Here is a 19,671-nt window from a genome sequence, read left to right as displayed (position 1 = left end):
TGCTGGGGGTCGGTCCGGTTGGTCCTGAGAATCGTCACTTGCGTTGCACCGCCTTGGAGTAGAGGTCAAGCAGTCGGGACTTCGGGTCGTAGCGGCGCTTGAGGTCGGCGTAGGTGTCGCCGCCGTAGAGGCGCCAGAACTGGGCTTCGTCGTAGTAGGCGTCGGAGTAGAGGGACTTGTGCCCGTCGAGGGCGGTGACCTGCTCCTCGATGAGGCGGTTGGCCGCACCGTCGGGCTCGGCCGGGTCGCGGGGCACGCTGGACCAGAAGCCGACGTTGACGTAGGTCTGGCCCGGCTTCAGCGGGTAGAGCGGCCACTGGTCCTTGCTGCGCACCGGGCAGAGCCAGATCGGCTCGATGGGGATCTCCCGCAGGAACCAGTGGACGAACTCGGCGGTCCGCCCCAGCGGCACCTCGATGTCCTGCACGACGCGCTCGCGCGGCGGGCGGCCCTTGCGCGCCTCCAACCGGTCGGCGACGTCGAACCGGTGGTCGAGCGCGATGAGCTTCCAGTAGAACGAGCTCCGCCGGTAGCGACGCGGCCAGAGCCGGCGCACGCGAGGATTCTGCGCGCCGAACGCCCGGCTGCACCAGAACCAGTCGGTGTCCCAGCGCCAGAGGTAGTCGTGGATCGTGAGCCGGTCGACCTTGGGCAGCGGCGAGTCGTGCTGGATCGAGCGGTAGTAGACCTGCTGGCCGGTGTAGTCGCTGACCGGTCCGGGTTGGGCCGTCTTCCTGCCCAGGGTGAGGTAGGACTCGGTCGCGGAGAACACCACGCCGTCGAGGTAGTCGACCCGCTCCCCCTCGTGCTCCCCCGCGTCGCAGATCCGGCCCATCGTGGCGACGAGCGACTCGACGTCGTGGAAGCGGACGTGGCGCAGGGCGACGAAGGGGTCGACCGGCTCCAGCGCGATCCGCAGCCGGGTGGCGTAGCCGAGCGTGCCGTAGGAGTTGGGAAACCCGTGGAAGAGGTCGGCGTGCTCCCCCTCCGGTCGGGCGGTGACGATCTCGCCCGCCCCGGTGAGGATGTCCATCTCCAGCACCGACTCGTGGGGGAGACCGCTGCGGAACGAGGTCGACTCGATGCCGAGCCCGGTGACGGCGCCACCCAGGGTGATCGTCTTGAGCTGGGGCACCACGAGCGGCGCGAGGCCGTGCGGCAGGGTCGCCTCGACGAGGTGCTCGTAGGTGCACATGCCCTGCACGTCAGCGGTGCGGGCCTGCGCGTCGACCGCGATCACCTGGTCGAGCAGGGCGACGTCGAGCCCCGGCGCGTCGGTGCGCGCGCGGGCCCGGAAGAGGTTGGAGGTCTTCTTGGCCAGCCGCACCGGGGCATCGAGCGGGATGGCCGCGTAGCTGGCAGCAAGACGACCCACGGCGGCGTCGTGGCGCGCACGAGCGTCCGTGGGAGCCTTCATGATCCGCCCAGTCCCAGCGGAGACGAAGTCCGGCACACCTTGACCTTATGCCGCCGTGCCGACACTCGTCACGCAGGTTGTCAGCACCTGGTCTCCGGGCGGCTCAGCCCGCATCGACAGCGCCGTCCGGAGCGACTGTCGTCACCTCGTCGCCGACGCGCACGATGCCCGGGTGACGCACGGCGGCATACACCCCCGGGCAGTTGCGGGCGGTGCCGGTGACCTCGAGCTCGACGCCGCCGGTGACGAGGAGCCCACCGATGGCTGCCTCCAGCTCGACCGGGGTGAGCGACACCACGAGGTTGGCCCGGGTGTCGGGCGCGACGTCGGCAGCCGCCACGACGTGGACCGCCGCCTTCTTGCGCCGGTCGCCGGCCAGGCCCTCGGAGTCGACGGCGGCCTCCTCGAGGTCACGGCCGGGCTCGCCGCTGACCGGATAGACGTGGAGCTCGGTCACCTCGGCCACGGTCACATGCCTTCCGGTGCGGAGGCGAGGGCTTCCTCGATGGCCCGGACGAGCCGGGTGGCCGAGTCGCGGGTCAGCTCGACGGCCAGCCGGGCTCCCGGGCCGCGCGAGGGGTCGGCGAGGTCGATGTTGAGGGTGTGCTCGGCCATCGCGTGGGCAGGGTGGTCGTAGTAGACAGTGGCGTCGGTGACGTGGAACCACTGGCCCCCGGGACCCTTGGCGCTGCCCTCGACCTGCTCGGAAACCGTTGCGTAGGTGCACATCTCAGCTGTCCCGTCCGGCGAGGTGGGTGTCGAAGAAGGACGCGATCCGCTCCCAGCCGTCGTTGGCCGCGGCGACGCGGTAGCTCGGGCGGTCGGTGGCGAAGAACGCGTGGCCGGCCTCGTCGTAGGAGTGGAACTCGTGGGGTTTGTCGAGCTCGGTGAGGCGCTCGTCAAGCTCCTTGACGTGCTCTGGGCTCGGCGTCTTGTCCTCCTTGCCGAAGAGTCCCAGCAGCGGCGCCCTGAGGTCCGGCAGCTGGTCGACGAGGTTGGTGACCTTCAGCGGGTAGCCCTGCGGCGGCTCGCCCGTGACGAAGGCGCCGTAGCAGTCCACCGCCGCATCGAGGTCGAGATGGCACGCGGCGAGCACGGCCTGCCGGCCGCCGGAGCAGTGCCCGATCACGCCGACAGAGCCGTTGCTGGTCGCCAGTGCCCGCAGGTATGCCGCGGCGGCACCGACGTCGTCGACCAGCCTTGCGTCGGGCACGCCACCCTGCGCCCTTGCTGTCGCGGCTGCGTCGGACGGGTCTGCTCCCGGGGCCTCGCGGCTGTAGAGGTTGGGGCAGATCGCGTCGTAGCCGAGCTCGGCGAACCGGCGCACCATCTCCTTGGTGGCCCGGTCGTAGCCGGGCAGGTGGTGGATGACGACCACTCCCCCGCGGGTGTGCTCGCCGTCGGGACGGGCGAGGTAGGCCTCGACCTCCGCGTCGTCGGCGCCGGTCAGGAAGATGGTGGTCGCGCTGAGGGAGTCGCTCACGTCTCGGATGCTATGCCTCGCGCTCAACGTCGGCCCTGACACCCGTCATGAGACCAAGGCGACCCGCTGCCCAGAATGACAATGCGGCGCGGCGCGCGCTGACTTCGGGCGCCGCCCCTCCCTACAGGGGTGTGGGCGGGGCGGCTACGCGGCGTGGGCACGTGGGGGTGCAGGCCCCAACCGCGCTGTGATCACGGTACCGAGCACGATCAGGCCGGCGACCTCTTGCGGTCCTAGTCCAGGTGCGCTGACTCCCTCGCCATGGAGGCCCGACTCCCTCGCCATGGAGGCCCCGCGACGGGGTCCACCGTTCGGCTGAGGCCGGATCCACCGAACGGTCAGTCTATTTACTGGCAAACCGGGACAGAAGCGGATCTGGCAATACCTCTCTCATACCAAGTGATGACTCTTTCTTGACCTAGCCCTAACCTCCGAGTTGGGGGCCGGGTCGACTTCGGGGGAGGTCGATAGCGGCAAGGAGGGGCAGGGCTTTGGTGGGTCCGGTTGCTTGCAGGGGGAACGCGACCGGGCCCACCAAAACCTCAAGGATCGAACGACGCATGCTTTCGTCGGCGACCGCAACCATCCGTAGCCAGCCGACTCACCGTTCCGAGAACCGCGTGACGGATCACCCGGTGGGTCTCGTCAACCCGCGTCGGCGTCCATCCATCCGAACGTGTGCCCGCAGTCGAGGCAACGGTGCTCGTGGCACCGTCCGCGTTGCTCCACGAAGGCCACCCGGTGCCCCGACACCCGGCAGATGAACGGGTGCGTGACCCGGGTGAGGCCCTGCTCCGCGAGCAGGAAGCTGTGCCCGCAGTCGCAGCCGTACTCGATGAAGCCGCTCCGGGCGGTGACCTCGTGGACGGCGTGGCCGAACACGCCGCACAGATAGCGGACCCGCTTGGGAAACGCCGCCAAGGGCTCGTGGGGGTCGTCGTCCACGGCGAGGAGCAGCGGATGCCCGCAGCGAACACACATGTACTCGTTGTGTCCGGCGCGTCGGTCGATGCGGATGTAGGTGTGATGGCGGAGGAAGCAGCCCAGCACGTGGCGGGTGTGGCTGACCCTGCCGTCCTCGAACAGGAACGGCTGGCCGCACCGTCGGCACCGCGGGTTGCCGGCGGCGACCGTTCGGTTGTCGATCTCGTGGCCGAAGAGCGCGCACGACCCCGTCGGGGGCGCGGCGACCGGCGGCACGACGGCCGGGGCGGCGGGCGCGGCCACGGGTGTGACAAGTGGTCGTTGCATGGTCGGATCCTCGGCTTCCACGTTTGTCGCTCGGGTGGTTGATCCCAGCAGCATGGCGACCAGCATCAGCGGTCCGCATCCGCGCCGGGGGCCATCCGTGTGGCCGCGTGGCCGACACCGTTGTGGACCAGAACACGACTGTGGACCAGAACACGACGGTGGACCAGAACACGACGGCTGGAGGCTGGACCGCCAGCCAGCATCAGCCCCAGAACCCTTGGGCCACCAACGCGATCAGGGGTGCTCTCAGTGATGGGTCGCGCGGTCGCTCACCGCGAGTCCCCCGGCGGCAGAACCGGCAGCCCTCCCGGTGCTCCCGCGGTGATCAGCGCGTCGATCGCGTCCATGTCGACGCACCCCTCGACCAGGTCAGCCAACAGATCGAGCCGGGCCTGCCGAGCCGCCTCGAAGCTGACTCCACTGGCGGCGAAAGGGCGCCCCACTCGCGCGGCCACCTCGCCCAGGAGCGCCTGCCGGAAGCCGTCGGACTCCAAGCTGCCGTGCACCATCGTCCCGAGCACGTGCCGGCGGCGGGCGCCGCCGAAGAACTCCTCCTCGCCACCGGTGGTGATCACCCCGTGGTGGATCTCGTAGCCGGACACCGCTGCGCCCAACGCCGTTCCCTGCGAGAGGCGCAGGACCTTCTCGCGCGCGAACGTGGTCGTGGTGTCGAGCAGCCCCAGTCCTTCGACCACCGTCCCGGCCGGGCCCTCGACACCATCCGGGTCACTGATCGTGCGTCCAAGCATCTGGAACCCGCCGCAGATGCCGAGCACAGGGCGTCCGGCGGAGGCGTGCTTGACGACGGCACGGTCGAGGCCACGATGCCGCAGCCAGGCCAGGTCCGCGATGGTCGCCCGGGTCCCGGGGAGCACGACGAGGTCCGCGTCCGCGAGGTCCTGCGGTCGGGACGCGAACCGCACGTCGACGTCGGGCTCCAGCCCCAGGGCGTCCAGGTCGGTGAAGTTGCTGATCCGTGGGAACCGCACCACCGCAACCACCAGCGGGTGCTCGGCGTCGGCCGCTCGTCCCGCGAGGTCGAGGCCGTCCTCCGAGTCCAACCACACGACTGGGCTCCACGGGATCACCCCGAGCACCGGGCGACCGGTGATGCGTTCGATCTCGCGGTTGGCCGGTGCGAGCAGGGTCTCGTCCCCCCGGAACTTGTTCACGACGAACCCGGCCACCAGTCGCTGGTCCGCTGGCTCCAGGAGCGCCACGGTGCCGTGCAACGCGGCATACACACCGCCACGGTCGATGTCTCCGACGACAACCACCGGCATGTCGGCGTGCCGCGCCAGCCCCATGTTGATGTAGTCGTGCTCCCGCAGGTTGATCTCGGTGGGGCTTCCGGCGCCTTCGCAGACGACCACGTCAAAACGGCATACCAAGTCGTCGTATGCCGCGAACGCCGCCTTCGCGAGCGACCCTCGCGACCCTGCGAACTCGGCTGAGGAGATCGAGCCGGCAGGGTGCCCGTTGAGGATGACGTGGCTGCGCCGATCACTCCCCGGTTTGAGGAGGACGGGGTTCATCGCCACCTCGGGCGTGGCCCCCGCAGCCACAGCCTGGATCCACTGGGCGCGGCCGATCTCGGCGCCGAGCCCGTCCGGGCCGGCGACGACCATCGAGTTGTTCGACATGTTCTGGGCCTTGAACGGAGCCACGCGGACCCCGCGGCGGGCCAACAGCCTGCACAGCCCCGTGGTCACCACACTCTTGCCGGCGTCCGACGTCGTCCCGGCGACCAGCAGTGACCCCTTCACGGTGCTCAGCCTACGAACCCACGGCGGGGATCCCGAGGCCGCCCCAATTGTCCCTAGACGGACCCACGCCGGAGGAGAAAGATCAACCGGTGACGGCAGCGCCGTCGGGGCGCTGCCCCGATCAAGGGAGCACGTCGTGTACGCACGTACCACCACGATCCAGGCGGATCGCTCCAAGGTCGAGGACGGGATCGCCCACGTCCGGGACCAGGTCTTCCCCGCCGTGACAGCCATAGACGGCTGTGCCGGCATGTCGCTGCTCGTCGACCGCGAGTCGGGCCGCTGCATCGCCACGACCTCGTGGGAGTCGGAGGCCGCCATGCAGGCCAGCGCCGAACAGGTGAAGCCCCTGCGATCCGACGCGGAGGACACCCTTGGGGCGACGTCCAGCGAGGTCGCGACCTGGGAGGTCGCCGTGATGCACCGCGACCACGCGAGTCCTGATGGGGCCTGCGCTCGCATCACGTGGCTCAGTGGGGACCAGGGACTTGCCGACCGGGCCACCGACGTCTACAAGACACTCATCCTTCCGACGCTGCAGGAGTGGGACGGGTTCTGCAGCGCGAACCTGATGATCAGCCGGGACTCCGGCCGCATCGTCGGCACGGTGACCTTCGAGACGCGGGCCCAGCTCGAGGCCACGCGCGAGGCGGCCAAGGACCTTCGCCACCGGGCCAGCGAACGGCTCGACGCAAAGGTCGACGACGTGGCCGAGATGGACGTGGCCATGGCCCACCTGCACGTGCCTGAGCTGGTCTGACTCCACGGTCAAACCGCGGTCGTGCGCCGTCGGGTCACCATGCGGTGCACTCGACGGCGCGCGCGGAGCCAGCACGTCATTGCACGCGTTGTCGGCCCAGCCCTCAGCTACGTGAGACAAGCGCTGACGCGCAGGACTCCCTACGCACGCTCGAAGATGAGGTCGAAGTCCCCCAGTGGACTCCATCGTTGCTCCTGGCACGATCCGTTCAGTCAAGCAGTTGGCACGAAAGCGCGTCAGGTCTCTGCTCCGTGCACCTCCCCGGACCGGTCGGCGCAGGACGAGCGTGAACAGGACGCGGGGCGGGTGTGAACAGGACGCGGGGCGGGTAAGTCGTGCACATGGCTACTCCCGAGATCGTTGAGTTCATCGGTGACTGGACGGGCCCGGTGGTCGCCACCTCCGTCCACGCCGGACACGATGTGCGCCCCGACCTCGTCGAGCTGATGGTGCTTGACGACGCCGAGCGCCTCCGGGAAGAAGACCCCTACACGGACCGGATCGCCGCGGTCGTGCCCGACCGGGTGCTGACCCATCGGTCCCGGTTCGAGTGCGACCTCAATCGGCCGCGCCGCGAAGCGATCTATCGCACGCCTGACGACTGCTGGGGGCTCCAGGTGTGGCGCGACGGAGAGCTCCCGGACGAACAGTTCCAAGGCAGCCTCGCGACGTATGACGCGTTCTTCGACGCTCTCGGTGCGCGCCTCGACCGGGTTGCCGAGCGTGGACCGTTCGTCCTGCTCGACGTGCACTCCTACAACCATCGCCGCGACGGCGAGGACCAGCCGGCTGCCCCGGCGCACGAGAACCCGGAGGTGAACGTCGGCACCGGAAGCGTCGACCACGACCTGTTCCAACCACTGCTCGAGCGGTTCATGAGGGATCTGCGTTCGAAGGATCTGGGTTGTGGACCGATGGACGCCCGCGAGAACGTCGCGTTCGAGGGGCGCAACATCGCCTGGTTCGTGCACGACCGCTATCCGCGGGTCGGTTGTGTGCTGGCCCTGGAATTCAAGAAGACCTTCATGGACGAGTGGACCGGTGAGCTCAACCAGCCTGCGCTCGAGTGTGCCAGTGTGGCCCTCGAGGCGGCCCTGCCCGGCTTGCGAGAGGAGCTGGATCGACTCCGATGACCAGATCTCCGCTGAGCGCGCCTGACCGCGCCGTCGATCATGCGCTGGCCCAGCTCTCGGCCAGCATAAAGTTCCTGCTCGAGGTCACGCCCGTCAATGCCGCGGACGTGCGCGCCGAGTTCCTCGACGGCGACGTCACGGAGCCCGTGTTCACCTACCGGGAGCTCGAGGTGGAGCCCGAGGTCGTGGTGGAGCAGCTCGCCGCGATCGACATCGGGTCGGTGGAGGACACCACGCTTGCTCACCTGTTGCGCGCCAAGCATCGCGAGATGGAGTTGCAGCTGGAGATGCTGCGCGCCCGCGATACCGACGACTTCCTCGGCCTGAGCATCGAGCTGTACGGCGGGGTGTCGCCGGCGCTGCGTGAGCAGGCCGAGTCAGTGCTGGAGGCCGTGCCGTCCGCAGAGACCCGGGGTGCGTCGATCGACGCTGAGGAGTTCCTCGAACTCGCGCTGGACGAGATCGGGCACTACCGCGAGCAGGACCCCGAGATCGAGATGCATGCGGAGATCAGGCCCGACGTCAACGGGGTCATGGTCTCGGGTGACACCCTGCTCATCGGCAGAGAGGCTTCCGTGCAGCGGGCTCGGGCGGAGGGCCTGCTGCACCATGAGGTCGGCACCCACCTCGTCACCCAGGTGAACGGCGCCGCTCAGCCGGTGAAAGTTCTCGGCACCGGCCTGGCGGGCTATGACGAGACGCAGGAGGGGCTGGCCGTGCTGGCCGAGGTCGCCTGTGGCGGGCTCACCGCGTTCCGGCTGCGCCAGCTCGCCGGTCGGGTCGTCACGGTGCACCGGCTCGTCGCGGGGGCGAGCTTCTCCCAGGCCCACGGCGGGTTGCTCGAGGCCGGATTCCCGCGGGGAAGTGCCTTCAACACCGTGATGCGGGTCTACCGCGCCGGTGGGATGACCAAGGACGCCATCTATCTCCGGGGCCTGGTCGACCTGCTGGCGCACCTGCGCGGGGGCGGGACCCTCGACCTGCTCTGGCGTGGCAAGTTCTCGCTCGATGATCTGCCCCTCATCGCCGAGCTGGACGACAAGGGCGTGCTCTTGCCTGCTCGGCTCATACCCCGCTATGTCGCCGACCCTGCGGCCGTCCGCCGGATCGAACTGGCCGCAACGACCAATGAGCTCAGCACACTCCTGGGAGGGGCGTCGTGAAGATCGCCTTCGTCGTCAACGACGTCAACACCGAGGACCCGCGCTACACCACCAACCGGCTCGCCATGGCCGCCAAGAGCATGGGCCACGAGGCGTGGTTCGTTGGCGTCGGTGACTTCTCCTACGAGCCCGACGGCTCGCTGAGCGCCAAGGCCCGAATGGGTCACGCGAAGAACTACCGCTCACTCGAGCGACACCTCAATGACGTGAAAAAGCCCGACGTCGAGCAGCTCATCGGGCTCGAGGAGTTCGACGTGGTCATGCTCCGCAACGACCCCGCCGAGGACGCCGAGTCGGCGCCTTGGGCCAACAACGCCGGAGTGGCATTCGGCCAGCTGATTGCGACCTGCGGGGTACTCGTCGTCAACGACCCCACCAGCCTGGCCAATGCGCTGTCCAAGGCGTACTTCCAGCACTTCCCGGAGATCGTCAGGCCACGCACGCTCATCTCGCGCGACACGGCACTGATCAACAGCTTCATCGAAGACCTCGGAGGCAAGGCAGTGCTCAAGCCGCTCCAAGGCTCTGGTGGCAGTGGCGTCTTCCTGATCGACCGCAAGGAAGGGCCCAATCTCAACCAGATCATCGAGGCGATCTCGCGCGACGGGTACGTCGTGGCGCAGGAGTACCTACCGGAAGCCAAGAACGGCGACATCCGCCTCTTCGTGATGAACGGCGAGCCGCTCCAGCACGAAGGCAAGTACGCCGCGTTCCGACGTATGAACAAGACCAATGACATGCGCTCCAACATGTCGGCCGGCGGCGAGGTCGCGAAGGCCACCGTCACTGACACGATGCTGGAAATGGTCGAGATCGTCCGGCCGAAACTGGTCTCCGACGGCATGTTCCTCGTGGGCCTCGACATAGTCGGTGACAAGCTCATGGAGATCAACGTCTTCAGCCCGGGCGGCATCGGCAGTGCTCAGGCGTTGTACGACGTGAACTTCGCGCACGTGATCATCGGCGAGCTGGAGCGGAAAGTCCGGATCCGCAAGTACTACAGCGACATCGACAACTCTCGGCTCGCGACCAGCTGAGTCCCTCCGGGTCAGGGGGCCCGGAGGATTGCAGGACTCAGATGCTGGTGGCGCCGTCGTGGAAGATGGTCGAGAGGTTCGTACCCAGCAACGCGACGGCCACGATGATGACGAGCGCGATGAGGGCGACCATCAGGCCGTACTCGACGGCGGTGGCGCCGCGCTCGGTCAGGAGGGCCCGGAACTTGGTGATGTGCTTGGACATTGGAGACTTCCATCCTCATGGGGTGCCAACGGATGGTCCGAGGGTGGCAGACCACCTGACCGAAAGGCTCCTCCCTTTGAGGGAGTACATCCCTCCCACCAATGGGCCGGCCAGCGCCCGTGCAGTGCACTTCCAGGGGGCTGGCCGGAACGTAAGGATAGACGCCGCCCGAGCGCGCGTCGTCCGCCATTCGAGCGACCCCAAAGGGTCGACCCCGAGCGCAAACGGCGTAGGTCTGTTGGGCGATGTGGAGCTCTCCGCGCAGGGCCTACCTTGGCGACCCTTGGACCACGCGGATGCAGCGGGCAGCCAAGGGTCCTTGACCAAGGAGCGCGGACATGGTCACTCGAACCGGACGCGGTCGCACCCTCTTGGTGGGGCTCGCGAGCGCCACTGCCCTGCTGGTCCCGATCAGCATGGCCTACGCCGGCGGCAGCCCCGCCGGCGACAACGGGACCGTCAAGATCGACGGAGTCCCCTTCGACGAAGCCCCAGACAACCAGCCGCACGTCGGCTGTGTGTTCCAGGTCGACTTCTACGGTTTCGACAAGGGCAACCTCAATGCCACGGTCACCTTCGAAGCCCAACCGCCCACCGGGCGTGACGTGCTGCTCGAGAAGGACAAGATCTTCATCGGTGAGGACGACGCGGGCGGTGGCACCGACGTCGACGCCCAGGAGACCTACAACCTCTCTCCCTACCTGTTGCCCTACATGGCCCACCCGCAGCAGGGCTACCACGTCAAGCTCACCGTGAAGGCTCCCGGCTCGATCGGCTCCGACACGAAGTACAAGACGTTCTGGGTCCAGACCTGCCAGATCTCGTGAGCACCCGACAGGCGTGCCCCTGACGCCACCGGAACGTCGGCACCACGCAGAACAGCCCCTGATCCTCACCGCGGATCAGGGGCTGTTTCGGGCTGGTGGACGTGAAGGGACTCGAACCCCTGGCCTCTCGCGTGTGAAGCGAACGCTCTAACCAACTGAGCTACACGTCCAGCGCCCTCGTCACGCAAGGGTGACTTTCGGGCCTGCCGAAGAATAGCCGGATCGGGCGCGCGAGGTGAAATCGGCCCCCCGCCCGGCGACCAACCCGGTCAGAGCCCGGGCAGGCCCTCGATCCAGTCCTCGATGGCGTCGGGGAAGAAGCCGGGAACGCCAGACAGGAGGAACAGCCCGTAGAAGATCGCCAGCACCAGCGCCAGCGTCACCAGCCCGACCAGACCCTTGAACCACAGGGGTTTGGGGGCGAGCCACTCGCTCCAGTCCTTGAGCCTGGCCTTGGCCCAGTCGAGCAGCCGCTGCGCCGGCTCGAACTCCGACCCCAGGATGGCGATCCCGGCGAAGACGATCAGCCACCCCGGTCCAGGGAGCGGCACCAGGGCGAGCCCGACCACCGCGATGACGAGCCCGAGGACGATGACGGCAGCCCGGTAGACGGGGTACACCGCCGGGTTGGCGCGGATCCGGCGCCGCCACTCCCAGTCGTCGTCGACCGCGTCGACCACCTCGTCGACCACCTCATCAACGACCGGCTCCCCCGGCGTGACCGGCCCGGGACGCTCGCTGCTCACGGGTCCATCCGCTCGACGCAGAGCCGGGCGAACACGGACGCGGCCCGAGCCGTGACCGGCCCCGGCTCCAGGGCGCGGTCGTCGACGCCGTGGATGGCCAGGACGTCCTTGGTGCTGCTGGTGATGAAGACCTCGTCGGCCTCGCGCAGGACCTCCAGCGGCAGGGCCTCCTCGCGCACCTCCAGCCCGTCCTCACGGCACCACTCGATCGTCACCTCGCGGGTGATCCCGGCCAGGCAGCCCGAGTCCAGCGGCGGGGTGAGGATCGCCCCACCCACGACGACGAAGATGTTCGACCCGGTGCACTCGCACAGCTCGCCACGGGTGTTGGCGAAGACCGCCTCGATCGCCCCGCGCTCCTTGGCGTACGCGAGCGCGACGACGTTCTCGGCATACGAGGTGGTCTTGAGGCCGGCTACGGCGGACCGCTCGTTGCGCGTCCAGGGGACGACGGCGACGGCCGCGCTCTGCGGCGGGCGCGGCTGGGCGCCGGCGGTGACGATGTAGGTGAGCGGGCTGTCGTCGCGGTCCGACCCGAGGGGGCCGGCCCCGCCGGTCACGGAGTAGCGCAGCCGGCCGAACTCGATCTGCTCCCCCGCGCCGAGGACGGCCTTGGCACCCTCGGCGATGTAGTCGTGGTCAGCGGCAGGCAGGCCGAGCCCGGCGAGGGTGCGGTCGAGCCGCCGGGCGTGCCGGGTCGCGGCGAACACCTGGCCACGGTCGATCTTGGCCGTCTCGAACGCGCCGTCGCCGACCGTCACCCCGTGGTCGAGCGCCGTGATCGACGGTTCGTCGACCGCAGTCAGCCGACCGTTGACCCACACGCGTGGCTCGTTGCTCATGCCTCCACCTTCCCAGACGCCAGCCCCACGAGACGTCGGGATTTCACCTGAGTCTCCACCCATTCCTGCTCGGGGTCGGACCCCCACGTGATCCCCGCGCCGGTGCCGAACCGCAGCCACCGCTGCCCGTCGGCGTCCCTCTGCGCCCAGAACGAGCGGATGCCGACGGCGAGTTCCGCGGTCCCGCGGTCGGCGTCGACCCAGCCGATCGCGCCGCAGTACGGGCCACGGGCGGTCGGCTCCAGGTCGACGATGGCCTGCAGGGCGGTGTGCTTGGGCGCGCCGGAGACCGAGCCCGGGGGGAAGGTCGCCGCCAGCACCTCGCCCCAGCCGACACCTGGTCGCAGCCGTCCCGAGACGGCGGACACGAGGTGCACCATCCCGGGGTGCTCCTCGGGTCGACACAGGTGGTCGACCTGCACGGTCCCCTCCCGGCAGACGTGCGACAGGTCGTTGCGCACGAGGTCGACGATCATGACGTTCTCCGCGTAATCCTTGGGCAGCATCGCGTCGAGGCTGGTGGCCGTCCCCTTGATCGGGCGCGACTCGAGGCGGTCGCCGTCCCGCAGGAGGAACGCCTCCGGGCTGGCGCACACGACGTCGAGCCCCGCGGACGGCACCACCACCCGCCCCGCGTGCGGTGCCGGGTTGCCGCGCTCGAGCAGCAGCGCGAGCCCGTCGAGATCGGCCTCCTCGGGCAGCTCGTGCGAGAGCACGCGACAGAGGTTCACCTGGTAGACGGTGCCCGCGGCGATCCGCTCGCGGATCTCGCCCACCCCCGCGAGGTATGCCGCGTGGTCCAGGCTCGTGTGCCACTCGCCCTCCAGCGGCACCCAGGGAGTCGGCCGCCCGGTGGGTGCCGACCGGTCCACCTGGGCGAAGCGGACGGCCGTGACCTTGCCCTCGAACTCGGCGACGACGGCCCAGAAGCCGCTCGCCAGGGAGTCGAGGTCGTGGCGGACCTCGACGGGTCGGGTGGCCAGGACCGAGCCGAACCTCGCATGTCCGGTCGCCGCCTCCACGTGGGCGATCCTAGGCCGACCTAGACTTCCCGATCATGCGCCCTCTCGCCGTTGCCGCGGCTGCCGCCCGCTCGGCCCCGAGACTGACCCCGACGCTGGCCCCGACCCTGGTGCTGGCCGTCGTGGTGGCCCTCACGGGCTGTCAGGCCGCGACCCCGGCCCCTGCCGCCGGCACCAGCCCTGCGACGGCCACGACCGCTCCATCGCCGTCGACGTCTGACGCAGCGCCGAGTGCGTCGACCACCACGACCACCACGGCTCCCCCGTCGGACCCCGACACCCTGACCATGGCCTTCGCCGGCGACGTGCACTTCGAGGACTACCTGGCGCCGCTGGCCCGGGATCCCCACGGGCTGGACGAGCTGCAGTCGTCGCTCGGCGCCGCCGACCTGGCGATGGTGAACCTCGAGACCGCCATCACCGAACGCGGCACCAAGATCGGCAAGGAGTTCCACTTCCGGGCTCCCGCCTCGGCCCTCGAGACCATCAAGGGCGCCGGCATCGACGCGGTCAGCATGGCCAACAACCACGGGGTCGACTACGGACCGGTGGGGCTGCAGGACACGCTGGCGGCCAAGAAGGCCAGCCCCGTGCCGATCGTCGGCATCGGCAAGGACGAGGACGAGGCCTTCGCGCCCGCGATCCTGTCGGCCAAGGGCCTGAAGGTGGCGGTCTTCGGCGCATCGGAGGTCTTCGAGATGACCTTGGCGCGCTACTCGGCAGGTCCGGGCAAGGGCGGCATCGCCAGCGCCTCACCCGTGACCCGGCTCCGCAACGCCGTCAGCAGGGCAGCCGCGCGCTACGACGTCGTGGTCGTCTTCCTGCACTGGGGCCTGGACTACCAGAAGTGCCCTGACCAGCTCTCGGTGCAGACCGCCCAGGCTCTCGAGCAGGCCGGCGCGGACATCATCGTCGGGGGGCACTCCCACCGGGTCAACGGAGCCGGATGGCTCGGCCGGTCCTACGTCGACTACGGCTTCGGCAACTTCGTCTGGTGGCGCAGCCACGAGCCCGACTCACGGTCGGGGGTGCTCACCCTGTCCATCGACGTGAAGGCGGCCAAGGGCACCAAGCGCACCACGACCAGTGCGGTGCGCAAAGCAGTCTGGACGCCGATGCTGATCGGCGCGGACGGCATACCCAGGCCGCCGGCGGCTGCCGACAGCGCTCGGCTCCTGGCGCTCTGGAAGCAGGCCGGCCAGTGCGCGAACCTCGCCACCGGTCCCCGGTGACCCTCCACCGCTGCGCTCAGCGACCGAGGACGAGGTAGCAGAACTGGAGCACGCCCCGGTAGGTGCGGACGTAGGCGTCGAGCTGCGCGTCGAGCCTGCTGCGCACCTCCGGAGCCCGGTCGTCGTCGCCGTGGCGGATCAGCCACTCCTGCCGGGCCGCGCGCCAGGTCGACTCGAAGTCGTCCCACTCCCGCTGGTCGGCGGTCGACAGGTGCAGCACCCGCCACCCGCTGGTGTGCACGTGCTCGAGCAGGTCGGTCAGGGACTCGACCTCCTCGAACATCTCGGCCGCCGCGGCAGTGGGCGGGGCGGTCCAGCAGGCGTCGCCGAAGAGCAGCCGTCCACCGCGCGGGGTCAGCTCGGCCAGCCGGGCGAGGGCAGGACCGGTGCCCCCGAGCACGTGGCTGGACCCGATGCACAACAGCCGGTCGGCAGGCTCGTCCCACGAGGCCGCCACCGCATCGACGAACCTGACCCGCGATTCGAGACCGCGCGCCACGGCCAGCGCACGGCCCCGCTCCAGCCCGTCGGCGTCGGTGTCGACCCCGATGCCCGTGGCGCCGGTCGGCTCCACGGCCCGCAGCAGGAGCTCACCCCACCCACAGCCCAGATCGGTCACCCGGTCGCCCTCCCCCACGTCGAGGCGTTCCAGCAAGAGGGCCGCGTGGTCCTGCGACAGCGGCGTGTTCCAGCGCATCCGGTCGTAGCGGGTGCGGGCGGGGTCGGGGACTGAGGACGGGGCGGCCATGCGCCACACTCTGCCGCACGGGAATGCGCGCGGCGGTCGCACCGTTACGATAGTTGAAATTGAAACTACCTAGCCAGGAGCGCGAGCGAGATGCAGTTCGGAATCTTCACGGTCGGCGACGTCACCACCGACCCCACCACCGGGACGACGGTCAGCGAGAACGAGCGGATCAAGCACACCGTGGAGCTGGCCCGCTTGGCTGAGCAGGTCGGGCTCGACGTGTTCGCCACCGGCGAGCACCACAACCCGCCGTTCGCCGCCCCGGCCAACCCGACCGTGCTCCTCGCCCACCTCGCCGCCGTCACCGAGCGCCTGGTGCTCTCCACCTCCACGACGCTGATCACCACCAACGACCCGGTGCGGCTGGCCGAGGACTACGCCTACCTGCAGCACCTCGCAGACGGTCGCATCGACCTGATGATGGGTCGCGGCAACACCGGCCCGGTCTACCCGTGGTTCGGCAAGGACATCCGCGACGGCATCCCGCTCGCGGTCGAGAACTACGCCCTCCTGCGGCGGCTCTGGACCGAGGAGAACGTCACCTGGGAGGGCAAGTACCGCGGCCCGCTGCAGTCCTTCACCTCGACGCCGCGTCCCCTCGACGGCATCGCGCCGTTCGTGTGGCACGGGTCGATCCGCAGCCCCGAGATCGCCGAGCAGGCGGCCTACTACGGTGACGGCTTCTTCCACAACAACATCTTCTGGCCGATGAGCCACACCAAGCAGATGGTCGCGCTCTATCGGCGCCGGTTCGCCCACTACGGCCACGGGACCGCCGACCAGGCGATCGTCGGCCTCGGTGGACAGGTGTTCATGCGGGCCAACAGCCAGGACGCGGTCCGCGAGTTCCGCCCCTACTTCGACAACGCCCCGGTCTACGGGCACGGGCCGTCGCTCGAGGACTTCACCCGCGAGACGCCGCTGACCGTGGGCTCGCCCGAGCAGGTCATCGAGCGGTACGCCGGCATGGCCGACGCGGTGGGCGACTACCAGCGCCAGCTGTTCCTCGTCGACCACGCCGGGCTCCCGCACAAGACCGCCATGGAGCAGGTCGAGCTGCTTGGCACCCAGGTCGTGCCCGAGCTGCGCAAGATCGCCGCGGCTCGCAAGCCGGCCCACGTGCCCGACGCCCCCACCCACGCCAGCCGGCTCGCCGCCGGCGCCACGAAGCACGAGGACCTGGAGGTCACCCGATGAGCACCCGTCGAGTCGTGGTGGTGCAGGCCGGTCTCGGCCAGCCGAGCAGCAGCCGGCTGCTCGCCGACCGGCTGGCCACCGCCACCCGCGACGCGCTCCTGGAGCGCGGCGACGAGGCCGAGGTCGTCACCGTCGACCTGCGCGAGCACGCGCACGCGATGGCCGACGCCCTCCTCACCGGGTTCGCCACCGGTGAGCTCCGGGCCGCCCTCGACGCGGTGCGCGACGCCGACGCCGTCATCGCCGTCACGCCGGTCTTCCAGGCGTCCTACAGCGGGCTCTTCAAGACCTTCGTCGACGTCCTCGACGACGGCGCCCTGCGGGGCACGCCGGTGCTCATGGCGGCCACTGCCGGGACGGCCCGTCACTCGCTCGTCCTCGAGCACGCCATGCGGCCGATGTTCGCCTACCTGAAGGCGATCACCGTCCCGACCGCCGTGTTCGCCGCGTCGGAGGACTGGGGCAGCGGCGGCACGGTCGACACCGGCCTCTCGGGCCGGATCGACGTGGCAGCCGGCGAGCTCGCCGACCTCCTCACCGGGCGCCCGCCGCGGACAGACCGGGTGGACGAGTTCGCCGACCCCGTGCCGTTCGAGCAGCTGCTCGGCCACTGACCGGGGCCGTCCCGGCGGGGAAGCGACCAATTGGCCGACTTCCGACGTGCGAGCTCGATTTCGCAGGGGGAAAGCGGGCCATTGGCCGACTTTCGGCGCCCAGGTGCCCATTTCGCGCCGGAAAGCGGGCAACTGGCCGACTTTCGGCGCACCGTCGCCGACCGCGGTGACGTGGGTATGCCGCGTCGGCACCGGTGTCGTGCGGGTTTCCCGAGCCCTAGATTGGTCGGATGAACGCACTGGAGCGCTTCTCCCTGGCCGGCCGCGTCGCCGTCGTCACCGGCGGGACCCGAGGGCTCGGTGCCGGCTTCGCGCGCGCCCTCGGTGACGCGGGGGCAGCCGTCGTCCTCGTGGGCCGCGACCCGGAGGCTGCCGAGGAGGTGCTCGGGTCGTTGCGCGACAACGACATCCGGGCCGACTTCGTGGCGGCTGACGTCACGGTGGCCGCAGACGTGCAACGCGTGCTCGAGGCCACCTTGTCGCAGCACGGCCGGGTGGACGTACTGGTCAACAACGCCGGCGCCTGCGTGCACGCTCCTGCCCTCGACGTGACCCCGGAGGACTGGCGTGCCGTCATGGCCGTCAACGTCGACGCGGTGTGGACCTGCTCGCAGACCTTCGGCCGGCACTTCGTCGAACAGGGCTCGGGGTCGATCGTCAACATCGGCTCGATGTCTGGCTTCATCGTCAACCGGCCCCAGTGGCAACCCGCCTACAACGCGTCCAAGGCAGCCGTGCACCACCTGACCCGCAGCCTGGCCGCCGAATGGGCGCCGCACGGGGTGCGGGTCAACGCCCTGGCACCGGGCTACATCAAGACGGACATGTCCCCCGTCGACGACCCGAAGTTCCGCCAGCACTGGATCGACGACGCCCCCATGCAGCGCTACGGCACGGTCGAGGAGCTCGCGCCGGCGGTCATCTTCCTGGCCAGCGACGCGTCCTCGTTCGTCACCGGCTCGGTCCTCGTGGCGGACGGCGGCTACACCGCCTTCTAGCCAGACGTGCTTCTGGGACGACGTGGCAGAGCCCCCGCCGCAGGGGGCGAGGGCTCTGGTCCGGGGGTCGGTGCGGCCTAGGCGATCGCCGGCTTCGGCGCGGTGTGGCGTGAACCGATGGCGACCTCTTCCTCGACCGGCACCCGGCGCAGGTGCCGGAAACCGAGCAGGGCCAGGAAGATCATCGCCGCCGCGCCGATGAAGCTGGCCCACGCGGCATACATCGCGATCTTGCCCATGGTGCCGAAGGCGTAGGCGTTGAGCAGCAGGCCGCGCAGGGTCTCGCCCTTGAAGGCGAGGTCGACCATGGCCTTGGCCTTCGGGTCGTCCGGGTTGGCCCGGGCGGCGGCGCTCAGCTCGGAGTAGGTCTTCCCACCGGTCGACTCGTCGAGGTGCACCTTGATGTAGTGGTCGGCCCAGGCCTTGGCCTGTGCGCCCGTGGTGAGCTGCTGTCCGGCGTACTGCTCGAGGTAGGGCTTCACGAGCGGGTCGTTGAGCTGCTCACTGCCCTTCGCCGGGAAGGTGATGTGCTGGGCCGAGAGCTGGGAGTGGACCTCGTTGTCCACGAAGCTGCTGGCCCAGGTCATCAGTCCCCCGACCACCAGCAGGACTGCGGCGACGATGAGGCCACCGGTCGTGAGCAGGGCATCCAGGGTGCGTCGTCGCATGGTGGTGGTTCCTCCTTCGGGTGCGTGGCACCCGCGTTGTATTCCGTTCTGACACCTCAACTCTGGCGTCGACAGAGCCGGGCGATCAGGGCCGAAGGTCCCGACTTCGGGACTGGTGGCCGCCCTTGACGTAGCCACCCTTGACGACGAACCGGCGGCCGGTGACCGAGTCGGGGTGGATGCGCATGATGCGGGGCTTGGGCGCGTCGTGCCAGGGGTGCACGGGCAGTCGCATCGCCTCGAGTGCGTCGTCGAGCTGGTAGACCTCGTGGGCTACGCCTCGGACGACGACGCTCCAGGCCTCGGCCCGCTCGACGTCGTAGCCGTCCACCTCGAAGGCGACGAAGGTGCCGTCCGAGGAGGTGAAGAGGGTGCCCGACCCGGTCCGGAAGACCACCGTCCCGTGGTCGACGGCGTAGTTGATCGGGAAGATGTCGGGACGCCTGTCGTGGACCACGGCGAGGCGCCCGACCACGCCCTCCCGAAGGGACTGCCAGCACTGCGGGACGGTGAGCTCTGTCTGCGTTTCCATGCGTCCACGATTCCCCTGCGACGGCCCGGA

At 69.6% G+C, this 19,671-nt stretch carries 22 protein-coding genes and 1 tRNA gene; 9 read left to right on the top strand and 14 right to left on the bottom strand.

Annotated features, from left to right (window positions below; translation table 11 throughout):
• Positions 1 to 34 precede the first annotated feature (34 nt).
• The 6 genes from ASG91_RS01910 to ASG91_RS01885 all read right to left on the bottom strand — a co-directional run bounded on the left by ASG91_RS01910 (position 35) and on the right by ASG91_RS01885 (position 5,917).
• On the bottom strand, positions 35 to 1,417 hold the full coding sequence (locus ASG91_RS01910; RefSeq protein ID WP_056921226.1) for an FAD-binding oxidoreductase: 1,383 nt from the start codon (positions 1,415 to 1,417) through the stop codon (positions 35 to 37).
• 103 nt (positions 1,418 to 1,520) lie between these two features.
• Positions 1,521 to 1,883: a hypothetical protein gene (locus ASG91_RS01905; RefSeq protein ID WP_200961200.1), complete on the bottom strand. Its 363-nt coding sequence runs from the start codon at positions 1,881 to 1,883 to the stop codon at positions 1,521 to 1,523.
• A 2-nt stretch (positions 1,884 to 1,885) separates the two neighbouring features.
• Positions 1,886 to 2,146 carry a DUF6295 family protein gene (locus ASG91_RS01900; protein WP_056920902.1) on the bottom strand — a complete coding sequence of 87 codons (261 nt, stop codon included), beginning with the start codon at positions 2,144 to 2,146 and terminating at the stop codon, positions 1,886 to 1,888.
• Position 2,147: 1 nt separating this feature from the next.
• Positions 2,148 to 2,900 (bottom strand): dienelactone hydrolase family protein, encoded by a 753-nt coding sequence (locus tag ASG91_RS01895; RefSeq protein WP_056920901.1) that lies wholly within the window; start codon positions 2,898 to 2,900, stop codon positions 2,148 to 2,150.
• 645 nt (positions 2,901 to 3,545) lie between these two features.
• Positions 3,546 to 4,151, bottom strand: a complete 606-nt coding sequence (locus ASG91_RS01890; RefSeq protein WP_157605933.1) for a hypothetical protein — start codon at positions 4,149 to 4,151, stop codon at positions 3,546 to 3,548.
• Between the two features lie 269 nt (positions 4,152 to 4,420).
• On the bottom strand, positions 4,421 to 5,917 hold the full coding sequence (locus ASG91_RS01885; RefSeq protein WP_056920899.1) for a cobyric acid synthase: 1,497 nt from the start codon (positions 5,915 to 5,917) through the stop codon (positions 4,421 to 4,423).
• 136 nt (positions 5,918 to 6,053) lie between these two features.
• On the opposite strand from ASG91_RS01885, the gene ASG91_RS01880 reads away from it, so the two are divergent.
• From ASG91_RS01880 to ASG91_RS01865, 4 genes are all read left to right on the top strand, one after another.
• A complete protein-coding gene (locus ASG91_RS01880) occupies positions 6,054 to 6,677 on the top strand; it encodes an antibiotic biosynthesis monooxygenase (RefSeq protein ID WP_056920898.1) in 624 nt (207 codons plus the stop codon).
• A gap of 341 nt (positions 6,678 to 7,018) precedes the next feature.
• The gene (locus ASG91_RS01875; RefSeq protein WP_056920897.1) at positions 7,019 to 7,810 is read left to right on the top strand and encodes an N-formylglutamate amidohydrolase; all 792 of its coding nucleotides are present in this window, start codon (positions 7,019 to 7,021) and stop codon (positions 7,808 to 7,810) included.
• Positions 7,807 to 8,973: a flavohemoglobin expression-modulating QEGLA motif protein gene (locus ASG91_RS01870; protein ID WP_056920896.1), complete on the top strand. Its 1,167-nt coding sequence runs from the start codon at positions 7,807 to 7,809 to the stop codon at positions 8,971 to 8,973. The genes ASG91_RS01875 and ASG91_RS01870 overlap by 4 nt, the downstream gene beginning before the upstream one ends.
• Positions 8,970 to 10,010, top strand: a complete 1,041-nt coding sequence (locus ASG91_RS01865; RefSeq protein ID WP_056920895.1) for a glutathione synthetase — start codon at positions 8,970 to 8,972, stop codon at positions 10,008 to 10,010. Before ASG91_RS01870 ends, ASG91_RS01865 begins: the two co-directional genes overlap by 4 nt.
• Before the next feature lie 37 nt (positions 10,011 to 10,047).
• Here ASG91_RS01865 and ASG91_RS20025 read toward each other — a convergent pair whose 3' ends face one another.
• On the bottom strand, positions 10,048 to 10,215 hold the full coding sequence (locus tag ASG91_RS20025) for a Flp family type IVb pilin (RefSeq protein ID WP_082592511.1): 168 nt from the start codon (positions 10,213 to 10,215) through the stop codon (positions 10,048 to 10,050).
• A 338-nt stretch (positions 10,216 to 10,553) separates the two neighbouring features.
• Here ASG91_RS20025 and ASG91_RS01860 point away from each other — a divergent pair, with 338 nt between their 5' ends.
• Positions 10,554 to 11,042 (top strand): hypothetical protein, encoded by a 489-nt coding sequence (locus ASG91_RS01860; protein ID WP_056920894.1) that lies wholly within the window; start codon positions 10,554 to 10,556, stop codon positions 11,040 to 11,042.
• A 93-nt stretch (positions 11,043 to 11,135) separates the two neighbouring features.
• On the opposite strand, the gene ASG91_RS01855 is transcribed toward ASG91_RS01860, so the two are convergent.
• The 4 genes from ASG91_RS01855 to ASG91_RS01840 form a co-directional block, all read right to left on the bottom strand.
• A tRNA-Val gene (locus tag ASG91_RS01855) sits at positions 11,136 to 11,212 on the bottom strand.
• A gap of 99 nt (positions 11,213 to 11,311) precedes the next feature.
• Positions 11,312 to 11,788, bottom strand: coding sequence for a TIGR02611 family protein (locus ASG91_RS01850; protein ID WP_235545321.1), 477 nt, complete (start codon positions 11,786 to 11,788; stop codon positions 11,312 to 11,314).
• Complete coding sequence (locus ASG91_RS01845; RefSeq protein ID WP_056920893.1) at positions 11,785 to 12,630, bottom strand: aminotransferase class IV; 846 nt, start codon at positions 12,628 to 12,630, stop codon at positions 11,785 to 11,787. The genes ASG91_RS01850 and ASG91_RS01845 overlap by 4 nt, the downstream gene beginning before the upstream one ends.
• Entirely contained in the window at positions 12,627 to 13,652 is a 1,026-nt protein-coding gene (locus ASG91_RS01840) for a chorismate-binding protein (protein ID WP_056920892.1), read from the bottom strand. Before ASG91_RS01840 ends, ASG91_RS01845 begins: the two co-directional genes overlap by 4 nt.
• 35 nt (positions 13,653 to 13,687) lie before the next feature.
• Here ASG91_RS01840 and ASG91_RS01835 point away from each other — a divergent pair, with 35 nt between their 5' ends.
• Positions 13,688 to 14,884: a CapA family protein gene (locus tag ASG91_RS01835; protein WP_200961198.1), complete on the top strand. Its 1,197-nt coding sequence runs from the start codon at positions 13,688 to 13,690 to the stop codon at positions 14,882 to 14,884.
• A 16-nt stretch (positions 14,885 to 14,900) separates the two neighbouring features.
• Here ASG91_RS01835 and ASG91_RS01830 read toward each other — a convergent pair whose 3' ends face one another.
• Positions 14,901 to 15,632, bottom strand: coding sequence for a cyclopropane-fatty-acyl-phospholipid synthase family protein (locus tag ASG91_RS01830; RefSeq protein ID WP_056920891.1), 732 nt, complete (start codon positions 15,630 to 15,632; stop codon positions 14,901 to 14,903).
• A 90-nt stretch (positions 15,633 to 15,722) separates the two neighbouring features.
• On the opposite strand from ASG91_RS01830, the gene ASG91_RS01825 reads away from it, so the two are divergent.
• From ASG91_RS01825 to ASG91_RS01815, 3 genes are all read left to right on the top strand, one after another.
• Positions 15,723 to 16,829 (top strand): CE1758 family FMN-dependent luciferase-like monooxygenase, encoded by a 1,107-nt coding sequence (locus tag ASG91_RS01825; RefSeq protein WP_056920890.1) that lies wholly within the window; start codon positions 15,723 to 15,725, stop codon positions 16,827 to 16,829.
• On the top strand, positions 16,826 to 17,443 hold the full coding sequence (locus ASG91_RS01820) for an FMN reductase (RefSeq protein WP_056920889.1): 618 nt from the start codon (positions 16,826 to 16,828) through the stop codon (positions 17,441 to 17,443). The genes ASG91_RS01825 and ASG91_RS01820 overlap by 4 nt, the downstream gene beginning before the upstream one ends.
• Before the next feature lie 230 nt (positions 17,444 to 17,673).
• Positions 17,674 to 18,441: an SDR family NAD(P)-dependent oxidoreductase gene (locus ASG91_RS01815; RefSeq protein ID WP_056920888.1), complete on the top strand. Its 768-nt coding sequence runs from the start codon at positions 17,674 to 17,676 to the stop codon at positions 18,439 to 18,441.
• Positions 18,442 to 18,518: 77 nt separating this feature from the next.
• Here the strand turns inward: ASG91_RS01815 and ASG91_RS01810 are convergent, their stop codons facing one another.
• Together ASG91_RS01810 and ASG91_RS01805 are read right to left on the bottom strand one after the other, a co-directional pair.
• Complete coding sequence (locus ASG91_RS01810; RefSeq protein WP_056920887.1) at positions 18,519 to 19,109, bottom strand: hypothetical protein; 591 nt, start codon at positions 19,107 to 19,109, stop codon at positions 18,519 to 18,521.
• 85 nt (positions 19,110 to 19,194) lie between these two features.
• Positions 19,195 to 19,641 carry a pyridoxamine 5'-phosphate oxidase family protein gene (locus ASG91_RS01805; protein WP_056920886.1) on the bottom strand — a complete coding sequence of 149 codons (447 nt, stop codon included), beginning with the start codon at positions 19,639 to 19,641 and terminating at the stop codon, positions 19,195 to 19,197.
• Positions 19,642 to 19,671 lie beyond the last annotated feature (30 nt).

Origin of the sequence: Phycicoccus sp. Soil802 (assembly GCF_001429605.1) — a bacterium.
GTDB lineage: Bacteria > Actinomycetota > Actinomycetes > Actinomycetales > Dermatophilaceae > Pedococcus.
This window is presented reverse-complemented; position numbering and strand designations above follow the sequence as displayed.